General features: G+C 38.7%; 16 protein-coding genes and 1 pseudogene. 9 read left to right on the plus strand and 8 right to left on the minus strand.

Annotation, left to right across the window (positions count from 1 at the left end; all coding sequences use genetic code 11):
• The first annotated feature begins 65 nt into the window (after positions 1 to 65).
• Positions 66 to 857, plus strand: a complete 792-nt coding sequence (locus J7E81_RS26020; protein ID WP_215046967.1) for an SGNH/GDSL hydrolase family protein — start codon at positions 66 to 68, stop codon at positions 855 to 857.
• Between the two features lie 201 nt (positions 858 to 1,058).
• Here J7E81_RS26020 and J7E81_RS26025 read toward each other — a convergent pair whose 3' ends face one another.
• The gene (locus J7E81_RS26025; protein ID WP_215046969.1) at positions 1,059 to 1,208 is read right to left on the minus strand and encodes a hypothetical protein; all 150 of its coding nucleotides are present in this window, start codon (positions 1,206 to 1,208) and stop codon (positions 1,059 to 1,061) included.
• Between the two features lie 288 nt (positions 1,209 to 1,496).
• On the opposite strand from J7E81_RS26025, the pseudogene J7E81_RS31445 reads away from it, so the two are divergent.
• The 5 genes and pseudogenes from J7E81_RS31445 (at position 1,497) to J7E81_RS26055 (ending at position 8,040) form a co-directional block, all read left to right on the plus strand.
• Positions 1,497 to 2,168: pseudogene (locus tag J7E81_RS31445) on the plus strand (ABC transporter substrate-binding protein).
• A gap of 165 nt (positions 2,169 to 2,333) precedes the next feature.
• A complete protein-coding gene (locus J7E81_RS26040; protein ID WP_215046972.1) occupies positions 2,334 to 3,635 on the plus strand; it encodes an Ig-like domain-containing protein in 1,302 nt (433 codons plus the stop codon).
• Positions 3,636 to 3,676: 41 nt separating this feature from the next.
• Positions 3,677 to 4,087 carry a hypothetical protein gene (locus J7E81_RS26045; protein ID WP_215046974.1) on the plus strand — a complete coding sequence of 137 codons (411 nt, stop codon included), beginning with the start codon at positions 3,677 to 3,679 and terminating at the stop codon, positions 4,085 to 4,087.
• On the plus strand, positions 4,074 to 5,750 hold the full coding sequence (locus tag J7E81_RS26050; RefSeq protein WP_215046976.1) for an Ig-like domain-containing protein: 1,677 nt from the start codon (positions 4,074 to 4,076) through the stop codon (positions 5,748 to 5,750). The genes J7E81_RS26045 and J7E81_RS26050 overlap by 14 nt, the downstream gene beginning before the upstream one ends.
• 181 nt (positions 5,751 to 5,931) lie before the next feature.
• Entirely contained in the window at positions 5,932 to 8,040 is a 2,109-nt protein-coding gene (locus J7E81_RS26055; protein ID WP_215046978.1) for an OmpL47-type beta-barrel domain-containing protein, read from the plus strand.
• A 216-nt stretch (positions 8,041 to 8,256) separates the two neighbouring features.
• Here the strand turns inward: J7E81_RS26055 and J7E81_RS26060 are convergent, their stop codons facing one another.
• From J7E81_RS26060 to J7E81_RS26090, 7 genes are all read right to left on the minus strand, one after another.
• Positions 8,257 to 11,004 (minus strand): Ig-like domain-containing protein, encoded by a 2,748-nt coding sequence (locus J7E81_RS26060; protein WP_215046980.1) that lies wholly within the window; start codon positions 11,002 to 11,004, stop codon positions 8,257 to 8,259.
• 348 nt (positions 11,005 to 11,352) lie between these two features.
• The gene (locus J7E81_RS26065; RefSeq protein WP_215046982.1) at positions 11,353 to 11,625 is read right to left on the minus strand and encodes a hypothetical protein; all 273 of its coding nucleotides are present in this window, start codon (positions 11,623 to 11,625) and stop codon (positions 11,353 to 11,355) included.
• A gap of 422 nt (positions 11,626 to 12,047) precedes the next feature.
• Entirely contained in the window at positions 12,048 to 12,710 is a 663-nt protein-coding gene (locus J7E81_RS26070) for a GGDEF domain-containing protein (protein ID WP_215046984.1), read from the minus strand.
• A gap of 63 nt (positions 12,711 to 12,773) precedes the next feature.
• Positions 12,774 to 14,003, minus strand: coding sequence for an EAL and HDOD domain-containing protein (locus J7E81_RS26075; protein ID WP_215046986.1), 1,230 nt, complete (start codon positions 14,001 to 14,003; stop codon positions 12,774 to 12,776).
• A 138-nt stretch (positions 14,004 to 14,141) separates the two neighbouring features.
• Positions 14,142 to 14,477, minus strand: coding sequence for a PilZ domain-containing protein (locus J7E81_RS31450; RefSeq protein ID WP_215046988.1), 336 nt, complete (start codon positions 14,475 to 14,477; stop codon positions 14,142 to 14,144).
• A 400-nt stretch (positions 14,478 to 14,877) separates the two neighbouring features.
• Positions 14,878 to 19,302, minus strand: a complete 4,425-nt coding sequence (locus J7E81_RS31165; protein WP_215046989.1) for a DUF4350 domain-containing protein — start codon at positions 19,300 to 19,302, stop codon at positions 14,878 to 14,880.
• A gap of 108 nt (positions 19,303 to 19,410) precedes the next feature.
• Entirely contained in the window at positions 19,411 to 20,934 is a 1,524-nt protein-coding gene (locus J7E81_RS26090) for a lamin tail domain-containing protein (protein WP_215046991.1), read from the minus strand.
• Between the two features lie 264 nt (positions 20,935 to 21,198).
• Here J7E81_RS26090 and J7E81_RS26095 point away from each other — a divergent pair, with 264 nt between their 5' ends.
• The 3 genes from J7E81_RS26095 to J7E81_RS26105 all read left to right on the plus strand — a co-directional run bounded on the left by J7E81_RS26095 (position 21,199) and on the right by J7E81_RS26105 (position 23,468).
• The gene (locus J7E81_RS26095; RefSeq protein WP_215046993.1) at positions 21,199 to 22,395 is read left to right on the plus strand and encodes a HupE/UreJ family protein; all 1,197 of its coding nucleotides are present in this window, start codon (positions 21,199 to 21,201) and stop codon (positions 22,393 to 22,395) included.
• A gap of 572 nt (positions 22,396 to 22,967) precedes the next feature.
• Positions 22,968 to 23,219: a YrhK family protein gene (locus tag J7E81_RS26100; protein WP_215046995.1), complete on the plus strand. Its 252-nt coding sequence runs from the start codon at positions 22,968 to 22,970 to the stop codon at positions 23,217 to 23,219.
• A gap of 78 nt (positions 23,220 to 23,297) precedes the next feature.
• Positions 23,298 to 23,468: a hypothetical protein gene (locus tag J7E81_RS26105; protein ID WP_215046997.1), complete on the plus strand. Its 171-nt coding sequence runs from the start codon at positions 23,298 to 23,300 to the stop codon at positions 23,466 to 23,468.
• Positions 23,469 to 23,589 lie beyond the last annotated feature (121 nt).

Below are 23,589 nucleotides of genomic sequence, written 5' to 3' on the forward strand. Positions count from 1 at the left end.
GGAAGTAATTTTCAAATCTTTTTTTGTTATAATGGATGTGCAGAATAATTTGGGGGTATTATAAAATGAGAAAGTTTTTAACTATACTATTAGGCATAGCCTGCATCGGAGTCATTATTGTGGGCCATTCCACTTGGAATAAAAAGATTGCAGAAGCTTCTAATCACGTTTCTATATCATCTTCTAATCATGCCGGTGAGATCTCGAAGCCTGCCTCTACCTCTACACAAGAAGATTTATTAGCTTATACTGCTAATTGGCCTTCTCAAGCTATCGAGGCTTTTAAAAAGGCCCTAAAAGAGAAAAGAGCTTATAAAGTCCTATTTGTTGGTTCTCCAGCGATTGGCTCTAACACATCTGGTAGTTTCCCTATTATAAAAGAAAAACTGATCGAGACATTCGGGAAAGAGAATATTCAAGCGGAGTTAAAAACCTTTGATTCTTCCTCCACCCAATTCATTAGTGATCATCACACGGCTGAAATAGCAGCGAAAAAGGCAGATTTAATTGTACTCGAGCCATTTATTTTGCTGAATAACGGGGTTGTATTACCTGATCAAACGTTAAATGATGTAACAATGATTATGGACGATATTAAGGCAAAGAATCCTGACACAACCTTTATTCTTCAGCCCTCCTATCCACTTTATCAAGCCAAAATTTATCCTAGTCAAGTAGCCATCTTGAAGAAGTTTGCAGAGAAAAATAAGATTGCCTATCTTGATCATTGGTCCGCCTGGCCGGATTCAAATACAGATGGCTTTAAAGAGTACCTACAGCAAGATATGAGTGCTCCCAGCGAAAAAGGGTATCAGGTATGGAGTAATTATTTAATTAAATACTTTACGAATCAATAAGCGGACTCTGTTTAGAGTTCGTTTTTTTATTTTTCTTTGTAAGCGTTTTAATATACATAATAGTAGAAACTAGGTATCTCTGAAGTAAAATAAAAGAACCTCCTCTAAAAGAAGAAGTTCTTGTTTATGCCCATTCTAAGAATTCAACTAATTCACTAGACTTTGGCCCTTCGATTAACTCCGGAAGCACTCCATACTCTTTCAATAATCCATTGCTATAAAAAGCCCATATTGGCCGATCCGTTTTGCTTGATTCATATTATGGGTGCTCGGCCCGATGATCACATATCTATTTCCTGATTCGATTTTGATATCGTTGATTTCAAGTAGTGTTCTTTGTTTGACTTTCACTTAGAGCTGCTGGATTACGACAGCATTGGTCATACTTGAATCCCCCCTTGACTCGGACCTTTATACAACATGAATCTCCAGAGGACAAAGAAATTAATGAGAAAACTTATCAATAATAACACCATCCCTAAAGCAAGCGCCGTATTAAAGTTTCCTTGCCTTGTCTCGAGGATAAATCGCTGTGGTCATCACTCTGGTTTCTCCTTTAATATTACTGTCGACTAACATAACCGCCCCTACTTCTGAGATCACCCTTCCAGCACTCAGGATTCTGGCCTGCTAGATACGATTATTCCTGTTTTTGTGTCCAAGTATAATGTGGATGTAAAAGTAATTGCTGTAGGAACTGGACAAGCCTTAAAAATGGGCCAGCAAGGCTACGCCGATGTGGTTCTTGTGCACGATCTTAAAAGTGAAGATCAATTTGTGAAGAATGGTTATGGTACATATGCTTGGAACGTCATGTATAATCAGTTCTTGCTTGTTGGACCATCATCAGATCCTGCCCATATTAAAGGTTAAACTTCAGCGGTAACAGCTCTTAAAAAAATCAGTACTGCCAAAGCCATCTTTATCTCTAGAGGAGATGATTCTGGTACTAATAAGAAAGAGATTGCTCTATGGAAATTAGCAGGCATTACTCCTTCTGGTACTTGGTACAAAAAGGCTGGGCTTGGTATGGGTGATACTCTCCGGATGGCAGAAGAATTAGGCAAATATACCCTCACTGATGAGGCTACTTTCCTAACGAATAAAACGTCTTTAACGAAATTAGTGTACGGACAAAATGATTTATACAATCCATATGGCTTGATTAAAGTAAAAGGAACGAAGAAACCAAATTCAAGTAAGACTTTCATTGATTGGTTAGTCAGCAAAGAAGGCCAAGGGATTATCGGAAAATATGGTAAAACCAAGTTTGGTAAACCACTATTTGTGCCTAATGCCTCTAAACGATAGTCTATACAATTTAATAGTTTCTTAGGGAGCCTGTCGTAGGCTCCTTTTTTTATTCCTTATTATTACAAAAAATTTCCACTTCCATATATTTTAGTAGAAAAATAATTTATAATATTCTTAAAAGAGGACTTTTGTCTTATAGAATTACGCTTAGGGAGTGAAGTCATGAAAAGGTTAAGGGTTGTATTATGTTTATTGTTTTTGATCGGAATACCAATTAGCACACATGCTGCGGAATTGATACCGGTGCAAAAAAGTTTAAGCAGCAATATTATATCAAAAAGCCTACCAGGAACAGTTGTGAGGAAGTCCTTATCTGTAAATCCAGGGGATTATCCGTTAAAAGCAAGCAATACATATGTAGACTCTTTGTTTGATAGTTGGCGTACATATCACGATCTTTACTTCAAGTCAGTTATAAATTACTCAGCTACTGCTATAAATGTTCAAATGCTATATCAATGCGATTACTACCTTTTTAAAGATCCATATATTTCAATCGAGTTTTATAAGAATAATGCTGGGACCCTGCAGTACACGGGGGAAACTAACTTTAATACTTCAGGTTATCGAAATGTTACACTGAATTCTTATACGAATAAATCCACCTTCCAAGGCCAACCCTTTATTTATATAAGAATCGGAGTTTCTGAGTATCCGACTGATTTTTATTACAAGGATGTTACCCAATTTAAGGCTGTCAATCCTTTCTATACACCTGACAAAACACCGCCGGCCAAGCCAACCGTTAATACCGTTGACGACAATGACACGATCATTACAGGCAGAGCAGAAGCAAATTCATATATCCTCGTAAAAAATGGGAGCGCCACGGTTGGCACGACTAAAGTCAGCCCTGCGGGGGTCTTTAGTATGTCGATGCCAAAACAACGCGCCGGAACAAAACTTACTGTTTATGCAAAAGATGCTGCTGGAAACCAAAGTATAGGTACAACCATCACCGTTATCGATCGAACCCCACCAGGGAAACCAGGTGTTAGTTCTATTGGTGATAACCAAACTATAATAAATGGAACAGCTGAAAGCGGCTCTAGAGTAGAAATTAGAGAAGGGACTAGCGTCATTGGCCAAATTACTTCAACTGGCTCCTTTACTATTAAACTCACAGCCTTAAAGAAGGCAGGAACCGTCTTAACGGTTTACGCCATAGATAAAGTAGGGAATCGCAGTGCAGGAAATGCTGTAACCGTCATGGATGTAACAGCTCCAGCAACGCCTATCGTAAACAAAGTGACAAGTACCTCCACCTCCATCACTGGCAAAGCAGAAGCAGGTACAGGGGTTTATATTTTCTATGGATTCACATTGGTAGGACAAGCCACCAGCAATAGTGCCGGATACTATAGTGCGGCCATACCGGCTCAGAAACGGGGCATCAAACTAGAAGTACTGGCCATCGATAAAGACGGAAATCAAAGTAGTTCTGCTTGGGCAACCGTTTACTAAGGTAATAGATAGAAATCAATGATGAGTTGAGAGGAGCTCTTATGAATACATTTAAACGATTATTTTGTATCGTCTTATCCTGCCTTCTAGTATTCTCTGTTTCTGCCGGAGGAACCGCACATGCAATCACAGCAGGTCAGGGCTATGTGATTATCAATAACGAGTCCACAGACGGAGATGGAACCGCCTATACAGGATCTTTTAAGATTAACAATCAGAACTATACGTTTAATAAACAATTAAAGTCCAGTGCTTATAAAATGGATTATGTTAAACCCTTTAATATCGCAAAAAACCAAACTAGTAAACTTCGTCGAAATATGTTGTCTACCTCGGCGTTTGCACTAGGAGACAGCAAATCCTTTTGGGTAGCCAATATTGAATCAGATTATGATTATGAAATTACGGCTCAATTGCTTTACAGCGGGACAACCTCATATGTGTGTCTATAACAATCAAATTACCGCTGCCGATGCTCAGAAACTAGGTCAAGAGTTTGAGACGAAAATAAAACCGATGGTCAATACCAACTTTGGGATGGAATCCGATGTTGATGGAAATGGAAAAGTAAATATCCTTTGCTATGATATCCAGGACGGCTTTAGCGGAACTGGCGGTTATGTGGCAGGATACTTTAATCCAAACGATCTCTTTGATTCTCCTTATTCCAATCAAATGGAGGTCTTCAACATCGATACCTATCCAACGATGGGAATGGGTTCTGGAAAAGATGTTTCACAAGCTTACAGCACGTTAGCTCATGAATTTCAACACATGGTGGACTTTAACCGCACGGCCTTTATCGAAGGCAGCACTACCCAAATGGATACGTGGTTAGATGAAGGATTATCAATGGCCGCTGAACAGATCTATACAGGCAGCCCCCTTACGGACCGAATTGATTATTACAATTACTCGGATTCGATTACCAATGGTCATTCGTTATTGTACTGGGATAATTACGGTGATGTATTGTCTAACTACTCCTTGTCCTACTTGTTCTTCCAATATCTCAAGCTGCAAACAGGCCAAGGCGACAAAATATTTAAGGAAATCGTGGAGAATCCAAACAATAATTACCTTGCAGTTGAGGCGGTAATCCATAAATACATTGACTCACAGATGACCTTTGGAAAATTTATGACCTCTTTTAGAGAGGCTTTATTATTGAAGCAGGCTACTGGCCTGTATGGATTTAAAGGAGTACCTGCCTTTAATGCGCTGATCCCTAAGATCTACAACGGGTATGGAATGAATTTACACGGTGGCGGCGCAGTTATTAAGTTAGCTGATCTACCGTTTACTGCACCCACAGATAAAGATTCAGGTATCACTTATACGCTTATAAATGACAATACCGGTGATACAACTCCTCCAGCGCCGCCGACTGTTAATACCGTCGGAGATAATCAAACAACAGTTACGGGTACAGCGGAGGCTGGTTCGACCGTATTTGTAAAATCCGGAACAACCGTGTTAGGAAATGCGCTTGCTTCAAATACTGGTGGCTTCTCCGTAAAGATTTCGGCACAAAAGGCCGGTACCAAACTGACTGTTTATGCTCAGGATGGTGCAGGTAATAAAAGTAGGGAAGTTCAGGTAACAGTATTGGATAAGACTGCTCCTGTAAAGCCAGCTCTTACAACTTCGCTTAAAGAAAACCAAACCCTGCTTATAGGCAAAACGGAAGCTGGGGCAAAAATTGTGGTTAAAACCGGAAGCACGGTATTAGGACAAGGTATTGCTACAACTGCTGGAACGTTTGTGGTTAAGATGGCTCGTGCGCAAAAAGCCGGAACGGTTGTCACGATATATGCCAGCGATCTCGTTGGTAATCAAAGTTACACTTCGGTAACGGTGGTGGATAAGACTCCTCCAGCTGCCCCAAGTGTTAATAAAATAACGTATCAGTCAACTACCGTTACGGGTAAAGCTGAAGTGGGTGCAACAGTTTATATTTATAAGGGTACTAGTTTGGTAGGAAAAGCCGTGTCTGACAAGTATGGTAATTTTAAAGCGGCTATTAAAGCACAAGCAAAGGGATCTACTCTTGATGTTTCTGCGATGGATCGAGCGGGTAATCAAAGTCGGTCGGTTTTGGTAAAGGTATATTAAAGATGTGGGCTCTTACACTTGTTGTAAGAGTCTTTTTTTATGGGATCGGGAGTGGTTTTCCAATTTTTGTAGAATTAGTTGGGAGATTCGTAGAATTATGTGTAAGTGATTGAAATTTATTTACATTTATAGAACTCATTACCTAATAGAATGATATAATATATAGTTGGGAGGGGGAAAAATGAGAAAAATTGTCCTATTATTCTTTATATTATTTTTTGCGATAGGTACTAAAGACCTTGTTGCAAAAGCAGATGAATCATTCAATCTATTATGGGAAAAGGATATTGCAGATGGTCTATACCTACAACAACCAATTGATAATAAAGCACAATCAATGGATACCACTGAAAACAATGGAATCATCGCAATTTCTACGAAAAGAAATAAATATAATACAGATATTTATGTTGTAAAGACAAATCAAGATGGGGAAAAGATTTGGGAAAAGAATATAGGATCATCGGGAGATGATTATGGGGTTTCCATTTTAACAACAAAAGAGAATAATTATGTCATCACTGGGTTGAAGCAAACTAGTAATATGGGGCTAGTATCATATGTTGCCTGCTTAAATGATAGTGGAGATATTTTATGGGAAAACCAAATAGGTAGCTATGGAAGTGATAAAATAACTTCTATTTTTGAAACAAGTGATGGAGGTTTTATTTTAACAGGTTCTTCAAAAGACTATCCTAGAAATGGTCTTAAATACAACGGTATCTCTCTAAGCAATCTTCCATACTATGGTGTTTCTCTATTCAAATTAAATAATACGGGGCAACTCCAATGGAAAAGGGTTTATGAAACAAAATTAAGAAATTTTGGTGCAGGATTTTATTTTGTTGAAAGTTTAGGAAACTCAGTAATTGAAACAAGTGATGGATACATAATTGCAGGTACAGGCTTAGCTCCTGATTCTTTTAGTACTTGGGAGGACATACTAATCACTAAGACAGATAAAAGTGGGAATTTACAATGGCAGAAAACATTTAACTCTAGCGGAACGGACTTCTTTGACGCAGCCTATTCCATACAAACTACGAGTGATAATGGATTTATAATTGTAGGAAATTCAGGTGACCCATCTCGCTTGGTACTAATTAAACTTAACTCTACGGGGAACCAGCAATGGATGAAGTCCTATGGTGGGACTAAATATGAATATGGCTACTCAGTTATTGAAACCCTAGACAAAGGTTTTGTAGTTACAGGTACTACGAATTCTTTCGGTAATGGCGGGAACGACATCTACCTCTTTAAAACAGATATGAATGGAAACACAGAATGGGAAAAAACACTTGGTTCATCCGGTAATGAAGTTGGATATTCAATTAAAGAGATTAAAGGTGGGTTTTTATTAGGCGGGGTTATCGATAATTCTAAATATAAAATTTGGAAGTTTAGTAATGATGTTAATCCACCTACTACTACTCTGACAACAAAACAAAAGAGTAATGAGAATGATTGGTTTAACACTAATGTTGAAGTTGTATTTACTTCAGTTGATAAAGAGTCAGAAATTGAAAAAACCCTTTATAGAATAAATAATACAAATTGGAACAACTACCAACAACCTTTTGTAATCGATCAAGAAGGGATATTCAAAATCGGCTACTTTAGTACAGATACAAATGGAAACCAGGAAAATCAAAATTCAGCAGAAATAAAAATTGATAAAACAGCACCTGAAACTGTAATAAGTCCAGTTAAAGACGGTTGGTATTCATCTGATGTGAACATTACACTCAAAGCTTCAGACTCTCTATCAGGGGTTGAAAAAACTCAATATAAAGTTAATGATGGACAATGGTTAACGTATAACAATGAGATCAATATAAATAATGAAGGGGTTAATAAAGTTCAATTTAGAAGTATTGATTATGCAGGCAATGTTGAAGAAGCTAAATCTATTGAAGTTAAAATAGACAAAACGGCACCAATTTTAAATGTCTCATTTGATAATTCAGTCATAACTGATCGAAACCATAAGTTAGTTCCAATAAAAGCCTTAGTTGCATCAGCTGATAATTTATCTGGTATTTCCACAATTGAGTTGGTATCAATTATAAGTAACCAACTGGATAATGGGAAAGGTGATGGAAATACGACTCAAGATATACAGGGAGCTGAATTTGGTACATCTGATACAGACTTTTTAGTACGTGCGGAGAGAAGCGGTAGCGGAGATCGTATTTATACGGTTACTTATAAAGCTTCTGACAAGGCAGGAAACTATGTTATTTCTACTCAAAACATTGTGGTATTACACGATAATTCAAAAAAATAAATACTTCCAAAAAGTAGTGATACATATTTGTAGGATTTTCCTGTAACACATATCGTGAAAATAGGTTCCGTTTCCTAATTTAGGGTTACTGAAAGATACCGTAGCAAATATCGATCAAGATGAATAAGGAAACCCACTTGGATATTAATCCTAAGTGGGTTCTCTATAGTGACAGAAAAACCTATCAATTTTAAAAATTTGATAGGTTTTTAACTATTAGTTAATAAAATTATAAAAATCAAGTGTATAGTAGCCAATTTTTGCTGCCCATGCTTCATCTGAGGCATATTGATGCCAACTATCATCCCATCTCATATTATCAAGTGTTGGTTGATAGTAAGGAATCAGTTCATCTGTGTCCCAATCACGAATGACATAGTTATTACTAATCCAGATTGCTCCAGCAATAATTCCACCTGTAGGGGTTGTAAAATCATAGGCTCCCTGTGCAGGGGCTGAATCAATTGCACCAATCCCGTAAAAGTTATACTTCGTATTCGATATAGATGAAGTTCCCCAGCCTGTTTCAAGCCCAGCATGTGCCAGTAGATAAATAGCATTTAATCCACTATGTTGTTGTGCCTCTAAAAAAGCAGCTCCCATTCCTGTCATAATTGTATTCTGAAAACCAGTCTTTAGATTAATATAACTATTAATTTGATCAGCGGTTACAGTCGCTTTTGTATTAAGAGGCGTAAAAATATCAACTTGATTTGTAGTCTTACCGACTTTATCAAACTCATATTTTATCAAGTTATAACCAAAATTTTCATAAATCATTAAGTTCTGGTTATAACTAGTCGTAATGGCACCCCAAATCCAGCCACGCTGACCAGCTGAAGTTTCAATATAATACCAATCCGTATAAACAGAACCAGTCTTTTTATAGTCCAGTACATGCACACTTGAACCGGCAGTAATCGACCCAATCTTTGTACTTGTACTACTGGCATCGCTTCTAAGTGTACGAGTCTCTTTTACAAGCCATAAATCATTGGTCAAACTGTTAGCAAGATAGTCCTTTTGAACCCAGCCGACAAGTCCACTTTGAGTTTGGATTTTTGCTGCGTACAGTTTTTCTTCAAGAACAAATACTGTGTCGCCATATCCCAATTCACTGTATCTCGTATAGGATGAATTATAGATCGTACTGTGAAGGGTGTATTCCGATAATTCTTCAAAACTTCGATAAACAGGAAGGGAAACTGCGGTCACATATTTTCCATTACTGATCGTTATTTTGTTGGTAATAGTAGTGACGGAACCATTTCTACCTGTTTCCTTTACAGTTAGAGTATATTGCCCATCCGCAAATTGTTTTGTGTCAAGGGTAAAACTATAACCAGAGTTAGAATTTTGATAGTCTGGAAAGGCAGTTTTGACATCTGGTCGGGATAAACCGTACTGAGCTTCTCCCATACTAGTTCCATTGACCAATATTTCAATCTTCGCTACCCCGCTTCCATCTAGAAACCAACCACGGACAACAGTATTACCCTTAATGGACGAACCATTAAGTGGTGATTCAACCCAACCTTTTCCAGGTAAATTTTGCACATTGATCGATTTGCTTAAATCTGTGGTCCCCTTTTCGCCTGTCTCTCTAACGGTAAGTGTATGCTTTCCATTTGCTAGCAACCCAGTATCCAGTGTATAAGAATAACCAGCGTTTGCATTTTGATAGTCTGGATATACCTTCGCCACATCCCCACGGAAGATTCCGTATTGTGCTTGACCGAGTAAGTTACCATCTACCAATATTTCAACTTTTCCCACACCGCTTCCGTCTAAAAACCAACCGTGGACATCGGTATTACCTGTTACGGTAGAACCTGCGGCCGGGGCTTCAATTGTACCTTTTGTAGGTAATTGTGTTATGTTTTGAGCATTGAAGAGGCTTTTTAGCTCCGTCTTCACTCCATTTTTCCCTGTCTCCCTAACGGTTAGCATGTGTTCACCATTCGACAGATTAACTGTATTTAGCGTATATTGGTAACCTGCATTGGCATTTTTATAGTCTGGATATACCTTCGCGACATCCCAACGAGAGATTCCGTATTGTGCTTGACCAAGTAAGTTACCATCTACCAATATTTCGACTTTTTCCACACCGCTGCCATCTAAGAACCAACCGTGGACATCGGTATTACCAGTTACGGTAGAACCTGCAGCCGGGGCTTCAATTGTACCTTTTGTAGGTAATTGTTTTACGTTTAGAACATTGAAGAGTCTTTTTAACTCCGTCTTTACTCCATTATTCCCTGTTTCCCTAACGGTTAGCGTGTGTTCACCATTCATCAGATTAGCCGTATTTAGCGTATATTGGTAACCTGCATTGGCATTTTTATAGTCTGGATATACCTTCGCGACATCACCACGGAAGATTCCATATTGCGCTTGGCCAAGTATGCTACCATCTACCAATATTTCCACTTTATCCACACCGCTTCCATCTAAAAACCAACCGTGGATATCGGTATTACCTGTTACGGTAGAACCTGCAGCCGGAGCTTCGATTGTACCTTTTGTAGGTAGATTGGTGACATTAACAACTCTTGTTAACTCAGTTACTACACCAGTTCCCCCTGTTTCTCTAATAGATAAGGTGTGTTGGCCATTTGATAGATTAGTGGTATTTAGTGAATATTGATAACCAGCGTTTGTATTTTGATAGTCTGGATATACCTTTGCAACGTCTGGACGGGAAATTCCGTATTGTGCTTGACCGACAAGTTTACCATCTATTAAAACCTCAATTTTCGCAACATCACTGCCATCTAAAAACCAGCCCTGGACAATACTAACCCCATTAAGATTAGCTCCTGCAATTGGTGTTTCTATGTTTCCTTTAGGAGATAGAACTACACCAGATGCAAAGACATTGCTACTATGAAAGATTAATAAAATAGTAAAAAAGGATGCCAATAATCCATATTCAGTTAACTTGCCTTTAATTATTATCATCTCCTTTACAATCAATTTTTCTAATAAAATCATCCAAATAAAAGTTTAGCAGAATATAAATTTATAAACAAACGAAAAAACGTCTTTTTTACAAAATTATTACAAAAAACGACAATTAAGGATATTGCAAATCGATACTATTTACCACCACTAAAGAAAGTAATGTCCCAAACTCTTTGAGATCGCTGCAATTCTAAAAGTAACAAGAAAAGTCAGAAGCATTAGTCAGAATGGAGCAAAAACACTAATGCGACTTAAAACACGACCCAAGTGAAGCTTAATCACTTGGATTCTACACAATGAAAAAAGCAGGAATACATATATGTATCACTGTTTTCTCTGGAGTATTTATTTTTTTGAATTATCGTGTTTTACCTCAATATTTTGAGAGGAAATGACATCGTCTCCCGCTTTGACAGAAGCTTTATAAGTAACCGTATAAATACGACTACCGTTTCTATCCGCACGTACTATAAAGTCAGTATCAGATGTACCAAGTTCAGCTCCTTGTATATCTTGAGTGGTATTCCCATCACCTTTTCCGTTATCCAGTTGATTACTTATTATTGATACCAACTTAATTGTAGTAATACCTGATAAATTATCATCTTCTGCAACCAAAGCTTTTATGGGAACCAACCTATGGCGGGCTATCTATAACGAATCAGGGGTCTTAGGACTTCGCGATACACGTCATGATAATTCAGGGAGACCGATTAAAAGGGAGCTTAGTTTAGAAGGAAAAAACGAAAAACTAGAAGCATATGGTGGATCGGAAATGCTTAAATAGTTTCTAGGTAGACTCGTTTTCCTACTCATTAAAATTCTTTTATTTATTATTTTTATTTTTTTATAAAATGTTAAAGTATTCTTAACCTGTTAGTTTGCTCGCACTCTACTAGAGAGTTACTTTGTCACAGGACTTCAGCCTTAGAATTTCTTCACCAATTGCCTGTCAGCTACTGAGTGTCTTGGTACTTACTCTGAATGGACTTTCACCAATTAGCAATTAACTGCTTTGGGCACGCATAAAACAAAAAAACCTACCTTTTCAGGTAAGTCTTTCTGTTCAAGCTTTTTAACTTATACATATTTTTATCTGCAATCTTAATTAGGTTATCTAAATTATTACTATCGTTAGGATATATGGCCATTCCAGCCGAAACCGATATGTGATTACCAGACCTTTTAGATAGCTCATTCAACTCTTTTTCAATGCACTTAATCATTGTTTTTATACCTTCTTGGTCTGAATTTGGTGCAACGATTAAAAATTCATCTCCTCCCCATCTTGCTATGATGTCACAATCCCTAACACAAGTTAATAGCATGGAGGAAACGTCTTTAAGTACTAAATCTCCAGCTTTATGACCATACGTGTCATTTATTTGTTTGAAATTATTGCAATCTAAAATTAACAAGCTAAGTTGTTGGTTTTTTCTATCAACTGAAGATTTTAGTTTTGGAAAAATCTCATCAATGAATCGTCTATTATAAAGCCCCGTTAAATAATCTTTTTCGGAAAAGAATTTCGCTTTATCGTATTGCTTACCAAGCATATATAAGGTAAGGGTAGTAACAATTAATACAGATGTATCGATCATGGTCCTAAATGGACTCTGGAGCGTTTTAAAATTATAAATGACATAAGGTATTCCAACCATTAAACTAATGGTTGCTGAGATAATTCTTCCGGTGTATTTCAATGTTCTCATCACTCTTTTTCAAAAAATCTTATCATTCCGATAAGAGTATAATTTACTTTAAAATCAAACCATCATTATACTTTTGGACCACTTGAAAGCTTCATTATATAAACTTAGTGCAAAGCTATCCTCTATTTTCAATCTATCACACCAATAATCAAAGTCTTGCCAATCCCCTGTTTCGATCGATACACACAAATTTAATAACTCCTTAAGCTGATTGGATTTACCTTTAAGAGCCTCACAAATGTTTGCTGCCAGCGGCATTAACTTCAAAATGTGATCCATGTCCATCCCTAGCAACGTATCCATAAGGGAAAACATGCCCGTTAAAAAATAGGAGGAGGATTCCTTTTGTTTAAATTTACGTTTAGCCATTGATTCACACATCTTCGCTCTAGTAAGACTTTTATTTAAAATTTCTCTCGTCCAATCGCTATTTTCACTGACATTTCCCCTAATTGACAGTAGATATAACCATTTCTTTAGTTCCTTCAAGCCTATACGCACGACTGCTTGCTTGATCGAATTTATTTTATTAATCGTCTTAAATGCCGGGGAATTAACCAGTTTAAGTAATTTATATGATAAGGATAAATCTTGTTCAATTAACCAAGTTATTTCATTTAGGTCCGGGTCATCATCGGAAAGAAGCTGGATGATTGGAAAATAGTTTTGAATGTATTCCGGCACATCCCGAGAGGTTACAATAGCAGGCTTAGAAAAAAAGTAACCCTGAAAATAGACATAACCCTTACCGGCAGCTAATTCAAACTCCTCCACCGTTTCAATTTTTTCCGCAAGTAACTTAATAGTATATTTTAATGATACACTCTCGATTAAACGTCGCATTTCTTCCGTTGTATTTCTGAAATCAACCTTAATAATATCGATATACTTAATCAAAGAAAAGAAATACTTGTTGTTACTATTTAAAATAAAATCATCTAATGCAATTTGATATCCCTTACTCTTAAGTTCCTTACATATATTCAGTAATTCAGGTCCGATTTCAACCGTTTCTAAAATCTCAACGACAATTTCATTTGGTTGAAAAAAGGTAGGCACTCCTGATTGTAGTAATTTTTCTGTAAAGTTAATAAAACACGGCTTTCCATTCGACAAATCCTTCATACCAATATTTAAATAACTATTAATAAGTACATCTGTAGTGGCCATGTCACCGTTAATATCGGGAAAACTATTATTTTGGCTGTTACGATATAGTAATTCATATGCGAATATATCTTTCTTTCTCGTAAATATTGGTTGTCTTGCGACAAAAACTTCCATCCTACCTTTAATCCCCCTCTAACTTGCATAAAAGAGATGCGAAACACTTGAAACTAGCACTTTTTTATACGTTGTATTCATTTTCATTAACAAAAGGTACAATTCATTTATTTAATAGCTTGGAATAAAAGTTAAAATTTAGATTTTCATCCCTTGCTGCTTAACTAATTCAAATTCGAACCTGAATCCATACTCAAAAATACTATTAATAAGTTTTGTTTTTCTGATAATTTTCCCGAAAAAAACAAGGTTATAATTCTTTACCTTCATATGTATCTTGTAGATTGCTAGAAAATTGACTGGCCATTCGAATTTAGAAACAAATCTAATCCCTCCTGCACTAATATCAACAACGTGTACGTTAACCATACCCTTCAAATTTAAATCGTTGGAAAATGATAAAGTTATTAGTTCAATTGATGCTATTATGGGTTCTTTTAATTTAACTCTCTTAAATCCTCGACGATTTAGCATATCTATATCCGTTTAAAAGAACTAATGTATAGGTCTTTTATCCTTCCTTTAACTTAGATTGGTCGAATTTTAGGTGTTTGGTTCTGTTACTAATTACCTGTATTTTCCTTATCATTATACATTATATGTAACTTTTTATGAAAAGATTGTCAAAATTTGTTGATTTATAATAAAAATTGTCCTAGCGAAACGAGATGCCAATTGGAGAATATACCAACCATCTTTTACGACTTAACGGCAACACCTTCTTCAGACAAAAAAAATATCCGGCCACATGGCCGGACAACTATTCTATATAAAGGGGGTCATGAAAAAGGGTTGAATTAGCTTTCCTCTTCATATCCTTATTCTACCCCCTGTATAAGAACAAACTATGAAAAAATATTTACATTTTTAAAAACTATTTATTAGCCTTGCCTGCCGCAACCTCAAAGGTTAATTCCGTTCTTGCCTCGGAATACGTTGAGAATAGACCAAAATTAAACTGATCCTTTGCTTCTACGACAACCGTATAGGTTCCAGGATTTCTAGCTGTCCATGTCAACGTATTGCTTGCCTCATAACCTTGTGTATAGATGACATCACCCTTTTTATCGATGATATAGAAACGATATGCGGGAGTCCTGCTACCTTCTGAGACTGCTGTAAATTGAATTTGCTCTTTGAATACCTGTGTGCCAGGCTTAGCTGTTGTGACACTTACTTTCGTTACTTTTTCATCTGTAACGATTAGCTTTGCTGCTGTACTAGTATTACCAGCGGCATCTGTAGCCGTAATCGAGATGGTTGAACCAGCTGGTTGCTTGGCAATGGCAATAGAATATGTGCCATCCAAACCGGAAATTTCATTGCCAATCTCTTTGTCATTCACTTTAGCTACAACTGTTGCACCTGACTCGGCTTTACCCGTAATGACGACATCGTTATCGTTTACTGGGTTGATGATTGGTGCATCTGGAGCTGTTACGTCAATTACGGTTACTTCAGTTGCTGCACCAAGATTTCCAGCAACGTCTGTAGCTGTGACTGCAATTGTGGTACCTGCTGTTTGTTTTGTAATTGATATTGTAAATTTACCATCTGCATCTGCTGTGCCTGTACCAATTTCTTGGCCGCCTGCCACTGCTGTTACGGTCGCATTTGCTTCCGTTGTACCCGTGATAGTTGTATCTTGATCTGTTACCGTTACCCCATTTACAACTGGTGCATCTGGAGCTGATGTATCTGTTCCAACCAATTCCTTCGTGTTTCTTACACGAATCCGAGTCCCTTCAGAAAATGCCCCGGAAAGACCGACTGCTTCTAACGTGTCGCCTACTTTAAGAGCTGGAACAGGACCGCTTTGGTTGACAATGTAACCGTCCGTGAAGACTAACACATCACCAGAGCCATCATTGATCACATAGGAATTGTCATCATACTTTGATACGACTTTTCCGGTTACTTTTACAAGTAGACCTTGGTTTGCAGCAGAGGTTGCTTCACCAGTGCTAACTGTCTTAGGTTGGACTGGATCGCCTGAACCAATTTTAATCACGTCGCTTGCAAAGGTTGTAAATTCTAGTTCTTTGTTATTTTCAAATGTCTTGATATGGCCATGGACACGGACTTTGTCGCCTAGTTTCAGTGAACCTGACGGAACTTCTTGGAATGCCATAATACCGCCTGTTTCATCCTGGAGGTAGAACGCATCAAAGAAATTATCTGCCCCTGTTGTCACTGTACCCTCTACTACTACATCAGTACCGTCTTCTTTCGAGCGGACATCGGCAATTTTGGATACTTTCGTTTCACGATGTGCCAGCCAATTTACGGCATTTAATGTGAACTCGTCATTTCCTTTTGGCTCATATGATTCATCCATTTGTTTGTCATTGAAGATGTTCATACCGGACACGACAATCCGTCCGTCCGCACCAATTTCTTCAGAAGCAATTAACGGAATCGCCGAACCGCCACTTGCATCCGAAACGGCATCGTAGGTATAGCCGCCTTTGATATTGCCTTGATAAGTTGTCTCATTTCCTTTTGCAAGGATGGTCACCTTACCAGCTTCTGTTAGAGGCTGATTATTTGCGCCTGATAGACTTGAACCGCTGTAGTAATCAATAAAGGATACGCGGTCGGTAATTAAGTTTGAGACTAATCCTGGATGCACTCGGACTGCATATGGGCTGACTTTTGGATCACTCCAGAAGTTACCGCTCTTGCTGTCGTCAAACACTCCATCACTGCTCATGCGGATCGCCGAGCCCATCTCGCCTAAAAGAGCATTGTTCATTGTAGGGTCGGTGCTGTTATTGCTCTTCCCTGCCATTAACAAGGATCCGCCATTTTTCACAAAATTCGCCACGGCTGTATCTTCTGCAGCAGTTAAGGCTGTTCTTGTGTGGGTGAGTACGAGTACCTTCACACCGGTTAATACTTCATCTGTAAGGGCTGTTTTATTTTCCGTAACGGTATAGCCTTCTTTTTGAAGCATAAGGGTAAAGGCTTTTAGGTTATCCTTATAGGTTCCACTATCGCCACTTGTATTTTCATTGCCATGGTGGGCATCAATTAATACTTTTACGCCTAGCGGCTCTTTAATTTTTACTGCTAATGCAAACTGCGTATTACCTAGATCCAGACCATCTAATGAGGTGACAACGGCAATAATTTTGTGGTCGCCTATTATTGGTGCATTCCAGGTCGTAGTTGCTGTTGCTGAACTCTTTGTTAAGATCGAAGAAATGTTGCTTGTTCCAATTAAGTTGGTTTGGTTTACTTCATCATAATAGAAGTCTACCTTTAGGTTTTTAACTGGTTGTGTACCGTTATTTGCTACGGTTGCTTTTAATGTGGCCGGGTTGCCGCCGATCACGACGCCGCCGTCGACATCAATGCTGTTTACTTTTACGTCCACTGGTTCTTCTTTTGACCAGATTGGTGAAGAGTAAATTCGTTCGCCGTCCATTTGGGTTACTTTTACTACAAACCATTGCTGGCCGCCTGTAACCGTGTAAGAAGGTTTCCAAGTGAAATCCTTCGTCATTGGCTCATAAGAATCGACTACTTTACCGCCATTTGTAATTAATTCTACTTTTTGGATTCTATCATCCGATTTGTAGCTGGTTGGCAGATAGCTATAGTCACTGTCGTTATGTGCTTCTGCTACAAGGTCGCTTCCGTTAATATTAAAATTAAGTGTTTTGCTGTCGACTGTTGATCCCATGTAATAGCCATTGGCTATTACGTCTAACGTGAAGTTAGGGTCTTCTTCCATGTAAACGCGCATATTACGCATCGAGTGAAGAAGGGATGCTTGAGTAAGGTCACTTGCCACGATAACGGTACGGGCATTGACTTGACCCCATGTACCTTCATGGTTGTCTTCTCCGTATGTTGGTGCCACATGCCAGCCTAAGTCTAGTGCTGAGAAGAATTTTCCCTCCGCATTCGCATAGCCGTAGTGGCCGGAACCATTTCCTACTTCTAACATGGTGAATAGCTTGTCTACTTTCGCGTCATAAGGCTTAAAGTTGTTGAACGCATTGGCTGACATATCTGGGTGGTTGAATTGGCCCACGATGTCGTCGTATGTCATGACCCATGCATAGTATTGGCTTAAGTCTTGGTATTGCTTGCCGTTAATATTTCGGTCGATAAAGTTATCGGTACCGAAGATATTGGAGTGTCCCCATGTTGTTGATGTCATCTCAAATGCTGGGAAGACAACATAGTCATCTTTTGTGTACTCTTTAGCAAGATCTTTGGTTAACTGCCAATCCGATCCGCCAGAACGTTCTGGTACAGCCTTCCCATCTGCTGTTGTACGCTGGACGGTATCTGTTCCTAATTTTTCAGGATCGATATCATGAGAGTGGTCTGAGAAGGCAAACCAATCGTAATGATGTGCTTTACCTGCCTTTAACGCATCCTCAGGAGTACCGGCCGCGTCGTGAGAGATATTAGTATGGTTATGCGTTGTACCACGGTAGTGATTACCGCCTGTAAAACGAGGAACCACTTCAAATGTCCATGTTTTTTCAGTTAGGTTACCTTTTGAATCTTTTGCTGCGACCTTAACGGTATGTGTTCCAAGTGCCAGGTCTTTTTCAGGTGTATATTTTACCTGTGTTTTGCTGATGGTTGCCGCTGGTGCTGTTAACTCTTGGTCATCCAGCCATAGTTGAACGGTTGTTTGGTCGACACCGCTTGCGTCATCAATTAAAGCAGAAATTTCTGGTGTTGGGCTTTCTACTTTGGTTGTATCCTGTGGTGTGAAACCGGAAATTTCTGGTCCAGCGGTATCCTCGATTAAGGTTACTGGATATGGAGCTGCACTGGTTCCAGCTGTTTTTACTTGTGCTCCTGCTTTTGCTTCGATGTAATAGTCAAAGCCGTTTTGAGGGACATTGGCCGCTGCTAGTGTAACTGTGTAACGCCCGTCTCCTCCATTTACCATTGGTAATGCGGTGTAGTCAGTTGTACCTGTTGCTCGGTAGTAAAGTGTGACCGATTCTGCACCATCAGCATTCGCTTCGAATTCTACATTTGCGTCTTTGTAGACTTTTGTTAATGCTGTGTGTGTGATGCCTAGAATTGGCGCAATATCTTTTACATTACGAGGATACAATTGGTACCCGTTTGTTGCGGATGCATTGGTTGTATATTGTCCCAATACCCCAGTTACGGTATAGCTCTTCCCAGTCACAAGATCTGTATCTGGTTTAATTCCCGTTGTTCCCATCACCCTTAGGGTCGTGGTTTTATTGTTATCATCAACAAAGGTAACGTTATAGTTGGCGCCTGAAGCGGCCACTGCTGAAACCTTTCCTGTCACTGTTACAAGGCTTCCTTCAAGAGGTTCAGCCGTTGCGTAAGTGTTTAAATCAAGAATCGTTACTGTTTTAGCTGCTGGAATTGGATTGCCTTCGCTTATTTTTTCAATTTAAGTTGGTTCGAATTCGGTTAAGCCGTTATAGACTAGGACTTTCCCTGTGATTCGGACCTTGTCCCCTTTTAGGATTTGATAGCCTAAATCTAGGGAAGTATTAAAGATGTTGATGCCCGCTGTATCATCTTGGACATAGAAGTTTTGCTTTTGTGTGCCAAGGATTTGATTATCTACAGTTGCCACGCCTTCGATGGTGAAGTACTGGTTAAGATTAACCGGTTGTCCTTTTGCATCAGATGTGCGGACTTCAGCAATTTTTGAAACGGCTGTTGTATCTGCTTTAGTCACAGATACAGGAGTACTTTGTAACATGATTCCTTTTGCCGAGCTTGTCGTTTGTGTTACATAGACTGTGTTTGGCGCGTTGTTAATTGTAATATTGAAGTCACCTGATGTTCCTGCCGTCACATCTTGTTTATTTAATTTTTCTGATGCTGTAGCGATTTCATTTGGATAGACGTTGATGATGGCATTTGCTGATGCTGCGCCTGTGCCGCCAATCAGTGTGCCTACACCATTCGATACTGCATAGCTTAGTTTTGCTTGAGTGATTGGTGTGCTTGGTGCTGCGACGCTGATGTGGATGGCTGCACTTTCATCAAGACCCTTTTGCGTTGCAGCAACATAAACAGAAGTTAGTGTCTTATTTATATTAATTTCAAATGAGCCGTCAGCAGCTGCTGTGGCTATACCGAGTGCCGTTCCTTTTGCTGCGGTTTCATAAGCTATTACAGTGGACCCTGGTTCTGCAGCTTCCGGTTTCCCGATTACTTTTGCTGATGTGCCATCTTGCAGGAATTGGATGTTCAATCCTTTCGGCTGTAAGCTGGTTACCGGGACCATTGGAGCTTCGGTTGGGCTTGCTGTGTTTCTTGGAGTCGGTGCAGCTGTAGTGAAATCGGCTGCGTTATCATCGGTATCCCAGGCGTTCCCTTTGCCAGGTGCTGGGTCTACGTTTGCGTAAGGCCTGCGCTGTGCGCTAGTAGTGTTAGATGGTGCTTTTGTTCCGCCTAAGCCTTCAAATGCGTTGGCACCGCCAAAACCAACAAAATCTATGGTACTCTCTGGTTTAGCGCCTGATGCTGCCGTTGTCTTATCTTTAATTAATGCCACTTTTCCAGAAGTTCCTGACAAGGCAATAGCACCTGATGCGTCCGGTGTTGGAAGATCTACACCGTTTGTGCCACCGCCTTCGGAAATAAGGTAATAACCATGCGCCTGAATGGTTCCAGCTAAAGGAGTTACACCCCATGATATTCCGCTAGCGGAAGCATATTGGACTGACCATCCGGTAAGATCCACTGGTTGCTCTGTGGGATTATATAATTCAATAAAGTCTTTATTATAGGGAGCGCTTGCATTTCCTCCCCCGCCATACACCTGCGAGATTACCACATGATCAGCCTGCTCAGCATGCGCTCTGCCTATTAAACTACTCGGCAAAAATGTACCAATTAATAGAAGTGCTGCCATGAACGAACTTGTCCATCGCTTAAACTGCCTATTCTTCCCCTTCATTCGTCTACCATCCTTCATAGAATATTTTTTCCAATCAATCAGTAGAAACCCCCTGTTCGCCCCTCTTTCTCATTTTTCTAAATTACACTATTATTCTACAAAATATTTTTCAGTATTAATATACTATTTACAATCTTTACATTAAATCTCTGTTCGAAGTTCTATCCAACTGTATACAAGGACCTGTAAAATGTGATTATATGAAAGTAATTTCGTTTCCATCCTTTTATATTTCACTATAGTTTTAGGGGGCTATTTTGTTTTATGATCAATAAAATTCGACTTATTTCATCTTTTCTTCTTACTAAACGATTACTCTTTTCGATCTTATGTATTTCGATCATTACTTATATTTCCAATCCCAAGCCTGCTGAAGCTCATGCCTATAGTGCAAGTTATACAAAAATAACCGTGGACAGTAAACACACCGAACTTGTCTTTACGCTTGATACCTTATCCATTCTTGAATTAATACCCTCAATTGATGCGAATAAAAACTTTGTCCTTGAAAAGTCGGAAATCACTAAAAACAAACATCATCTTGAAGAGCTAATTGAGGAGGGTCTTACCCTGGATAAAGGAAACAAGGAACAAACTCCTAAAATAGAAAGTATGAAACTTGTTAAAAAAGAAAATAAAGAATTTCTGTCTACCTATATGACGTTCCCGGCCTTTTCACCTGGTGACACGATTAACTATAATGATGGTTTTTATTTTCATGACACGGGTACCAACTATGTCAACTTGATCACGGCTACGATAAATGGGGAATCTACCGAAGGCGTCTTACAAGGAAAAGAGCGGACCTGGACGGTTTTAGTAACAGAAATTCAGCAGGAGCAAGGGCACACGGCACAGCCTGATTCTCATCAAGTGCAGCCGAAGCCGGCCGCACCGCCTGTTGAAGAAACGCCTGCCACATCTTTGTTTTCCTTTTTTAAACTAGGCATGCTTCATATCTTAACAGGCTATGATCACTTGCTATTCTTGCTAGCTTTACTGCTTCGAAAGCAAACCTTTAAACAGTACGCGGCGATTGTCACATCATTTACGATTGCCCATAGTATTACGCTTAGTCTGGCGGTATTGGGGTGGATTACGCTCCCTTCACGGTTTGTCGAGGCCGTGATTGCCTTTAGTATTTGTTATGTTGCGCTTGAGAATATTTTTAGAAAAAAAATCCGCTATCGCTGGAGCATCACGTTTTTGTTTGGTTTGATTCACGGCCTCGGCTTTGCGACAATTTTAAAAGAGATGGCCATTCCAAAGAGTCACTTGGCCGTGGCGCTGATTAATTTCAATTTGGGGATTGAGGCGGTTCAGTTGACGATTGTCTGTCTGCTGCTTCCGTTATTATCGTACTTATTTAAGTTGAAGAACTCTGGAAAAGTAGTCACCTACGGTTCGTATGCGATTGTGGCGTTAGGTGCGATTTGGCTGTTCCAGCGGTTGTTCCTATAATTTAAAAGCCTGGGTGTATCGAACCCTGTAAAAAGTTATCCACAAGTAGGAAATCTATCATTTCCTAGAACACAAAAAAGGCGTATGAATTGGCATACGTCTTCTTTCAATGTTTAAAAAATCATTACTAGTTCTTTTTGACATCTTGAATGATACTATATTTAGTCATTTCACTTAATGTCGAATATGGTATTCAGAAAGGATCTTCGTTACCAATTTAAGATTTTTATATCTACTAACAGGAGAAATGTTTGATGGCATAAAGAAAAAAATGGTTACTTTCCACTATCAATGGGGTAGTACATTCGTAAAGGGTGTTTGTTGTATCTGCACAAGAAAAGATACAAGCCAAAGTTTTTGGGTTGTAAATAGTTCATTACTCAATAGCCAAGAAATTCCGGTCGATTAAAAAAACAAAGGAAATGGAGTTTTTCGTTTCCTTTGTTTTCTTTTTTGCCCGTTGGCAACTACTTAATTGGAGTAATCTCCTTATGTCATTAGTCCCATTACAGATTTTAGGGGATTTTTAATGAAATGATATTATTTGATATACCTTTCACAGGAGGCTGCAAATGTTTAAAATAAAGTTTCAGAAAAGAACTATTAAAGTAAAAGCCGGTCCTTTCAGCTTATTTATTAAAAGGAATTTTAAGGTGATCTATACATTAAACGATATTTTGTTAGGGCTTGAATTTTTAATAGGAAGTGTATTATTTCTTTTTCCATCTACGGAAACTCTAGCTGTTTGTTTATTTATAACAGGAAGTACCCAAATGCTTATACGTCCTGTAATCCGTTTATTTAATGAAATCCAATTAAAATAAAAAGTTACCTAATACCACTATCGAGGGATGGCTTTATGACACGGGAAAGCAGCTGAGCATAAAATAGGATGCTACCAAATGAAATTGGAGGCATCCTATTTTTCTTTGAACAGAAGAAACATTCCCTTAGGCTATTCAAATTCAATTCTTGGCTGGCCGGGTTGCGTACAATCTGTTCTGGCAGAAAAGGCCACGGTAAATGAAGCTCTTTCATTGCCCGATGAGGTGAATTTTATCCCGACACAGTAAATGAAATGCCTTTTCTTTGCCCGATGAGATGCATTTTATCCCGACACTGTAAATGAAATACCTTTTCTTTGACCGTTGAGGTGCATTTTATCCCGACTCGGGATTAAGTCCATATAATTGT

The organism is Bacillus sp. ISL-18 (genome assembly GCF_018613415.1).
GTDB lineage: Bacteria > Bacillota > Bacilli > Bacillales > Cytobacillaceae > Neobacillus.

Excerpts from the sequence above, each read along its gene's own strand:
- J7E81_RS26020 (WP_215046967.1), top strand. The coding sequence starts at position 66 with ATGAGAAAGTTTTTAACTATACTATTAGGCATAGCCTGCATCGGAGTC.
- J7E81_RS26040 (WP_215046972.1), top strand. The coding sequence starts at position 2,334 with ATGAAAAGGTTAAGGGTTGTATTATGTTTATTGTTTTTGATCGGAATA.
- J7E81_RS26045 (WP_215046974.1), top strand. The coding sequence starts at position 3,677 with ATGAATACATTTAAACGATTATTTTGTATCGTCTTATCCTGCCTTCTA.
- J7E81_RS26050 (WP_215046976.1), top strand. The coding sequence starts at position 4,074 with ATGTGTGTCTATAACAATCAAATTACCGCTGCCGATGCTCAGAAACTA.
- J7E81_RS26055 (WP_215046978.1), top strand. The coding sequence starts at position 5,932 with ATGAGAAAAATTGTCCTATTATTCTTTATATTATTTTTTGCGATAGGT.
- J7E81_RS26060 (WP_215046980.1), bottom strand. The coding sequence starts at position 11,004 with ATGATAATAATTAAAGGCAAGTTAACTGAATATGGATTATTGGCATCC.
- J7E81_RS26075 (WP_215046986.1), bottom strand. The coding sequence starts at position 14,003 with ATGGAAGTTTTTGTCGCAAGACAACCAATATTTACGAGAAAGAAAGAT.
- J7E81_RS31450 (WP_215046988.1), bottom strand. The coding sequence starts at position 14,477 with ATGCTAAATCGTCGAGGATTTAAGAGAGTTAAATTAAAAGAACCCATA.
- J7E81_RS26090 (WP_215046991.1), bottom strand. The coding sequence starts at position 20,934 with ATGAAGGGGAAGAATAGGCAGTTTAAGCGATGGACAAGTTCGTTCATG.
- J7E81_RS26095 (WP_215046993.1), top strand. The coding sequence starts at position 21,199 with ATGATCAATAAAATTCGACTTATTTCATCTTTTCTTCTTACTAAACGA.
- J7E81_RS26100 (WP_215046995.1), top strand. The coding sequence starts at position 22,968 with ATGTTTAAAATAAAGTTTCAGAAAAGAACTATTAAAGTAAAAGCCGGT.
- J7E81_RS26105 (WP_215046997.1), top strand. The coding sequence starts at position 23,298 with ATGAAATTGGAGGCATCCTATTTTTCTTTGAACAGAAGAAACATTCCC.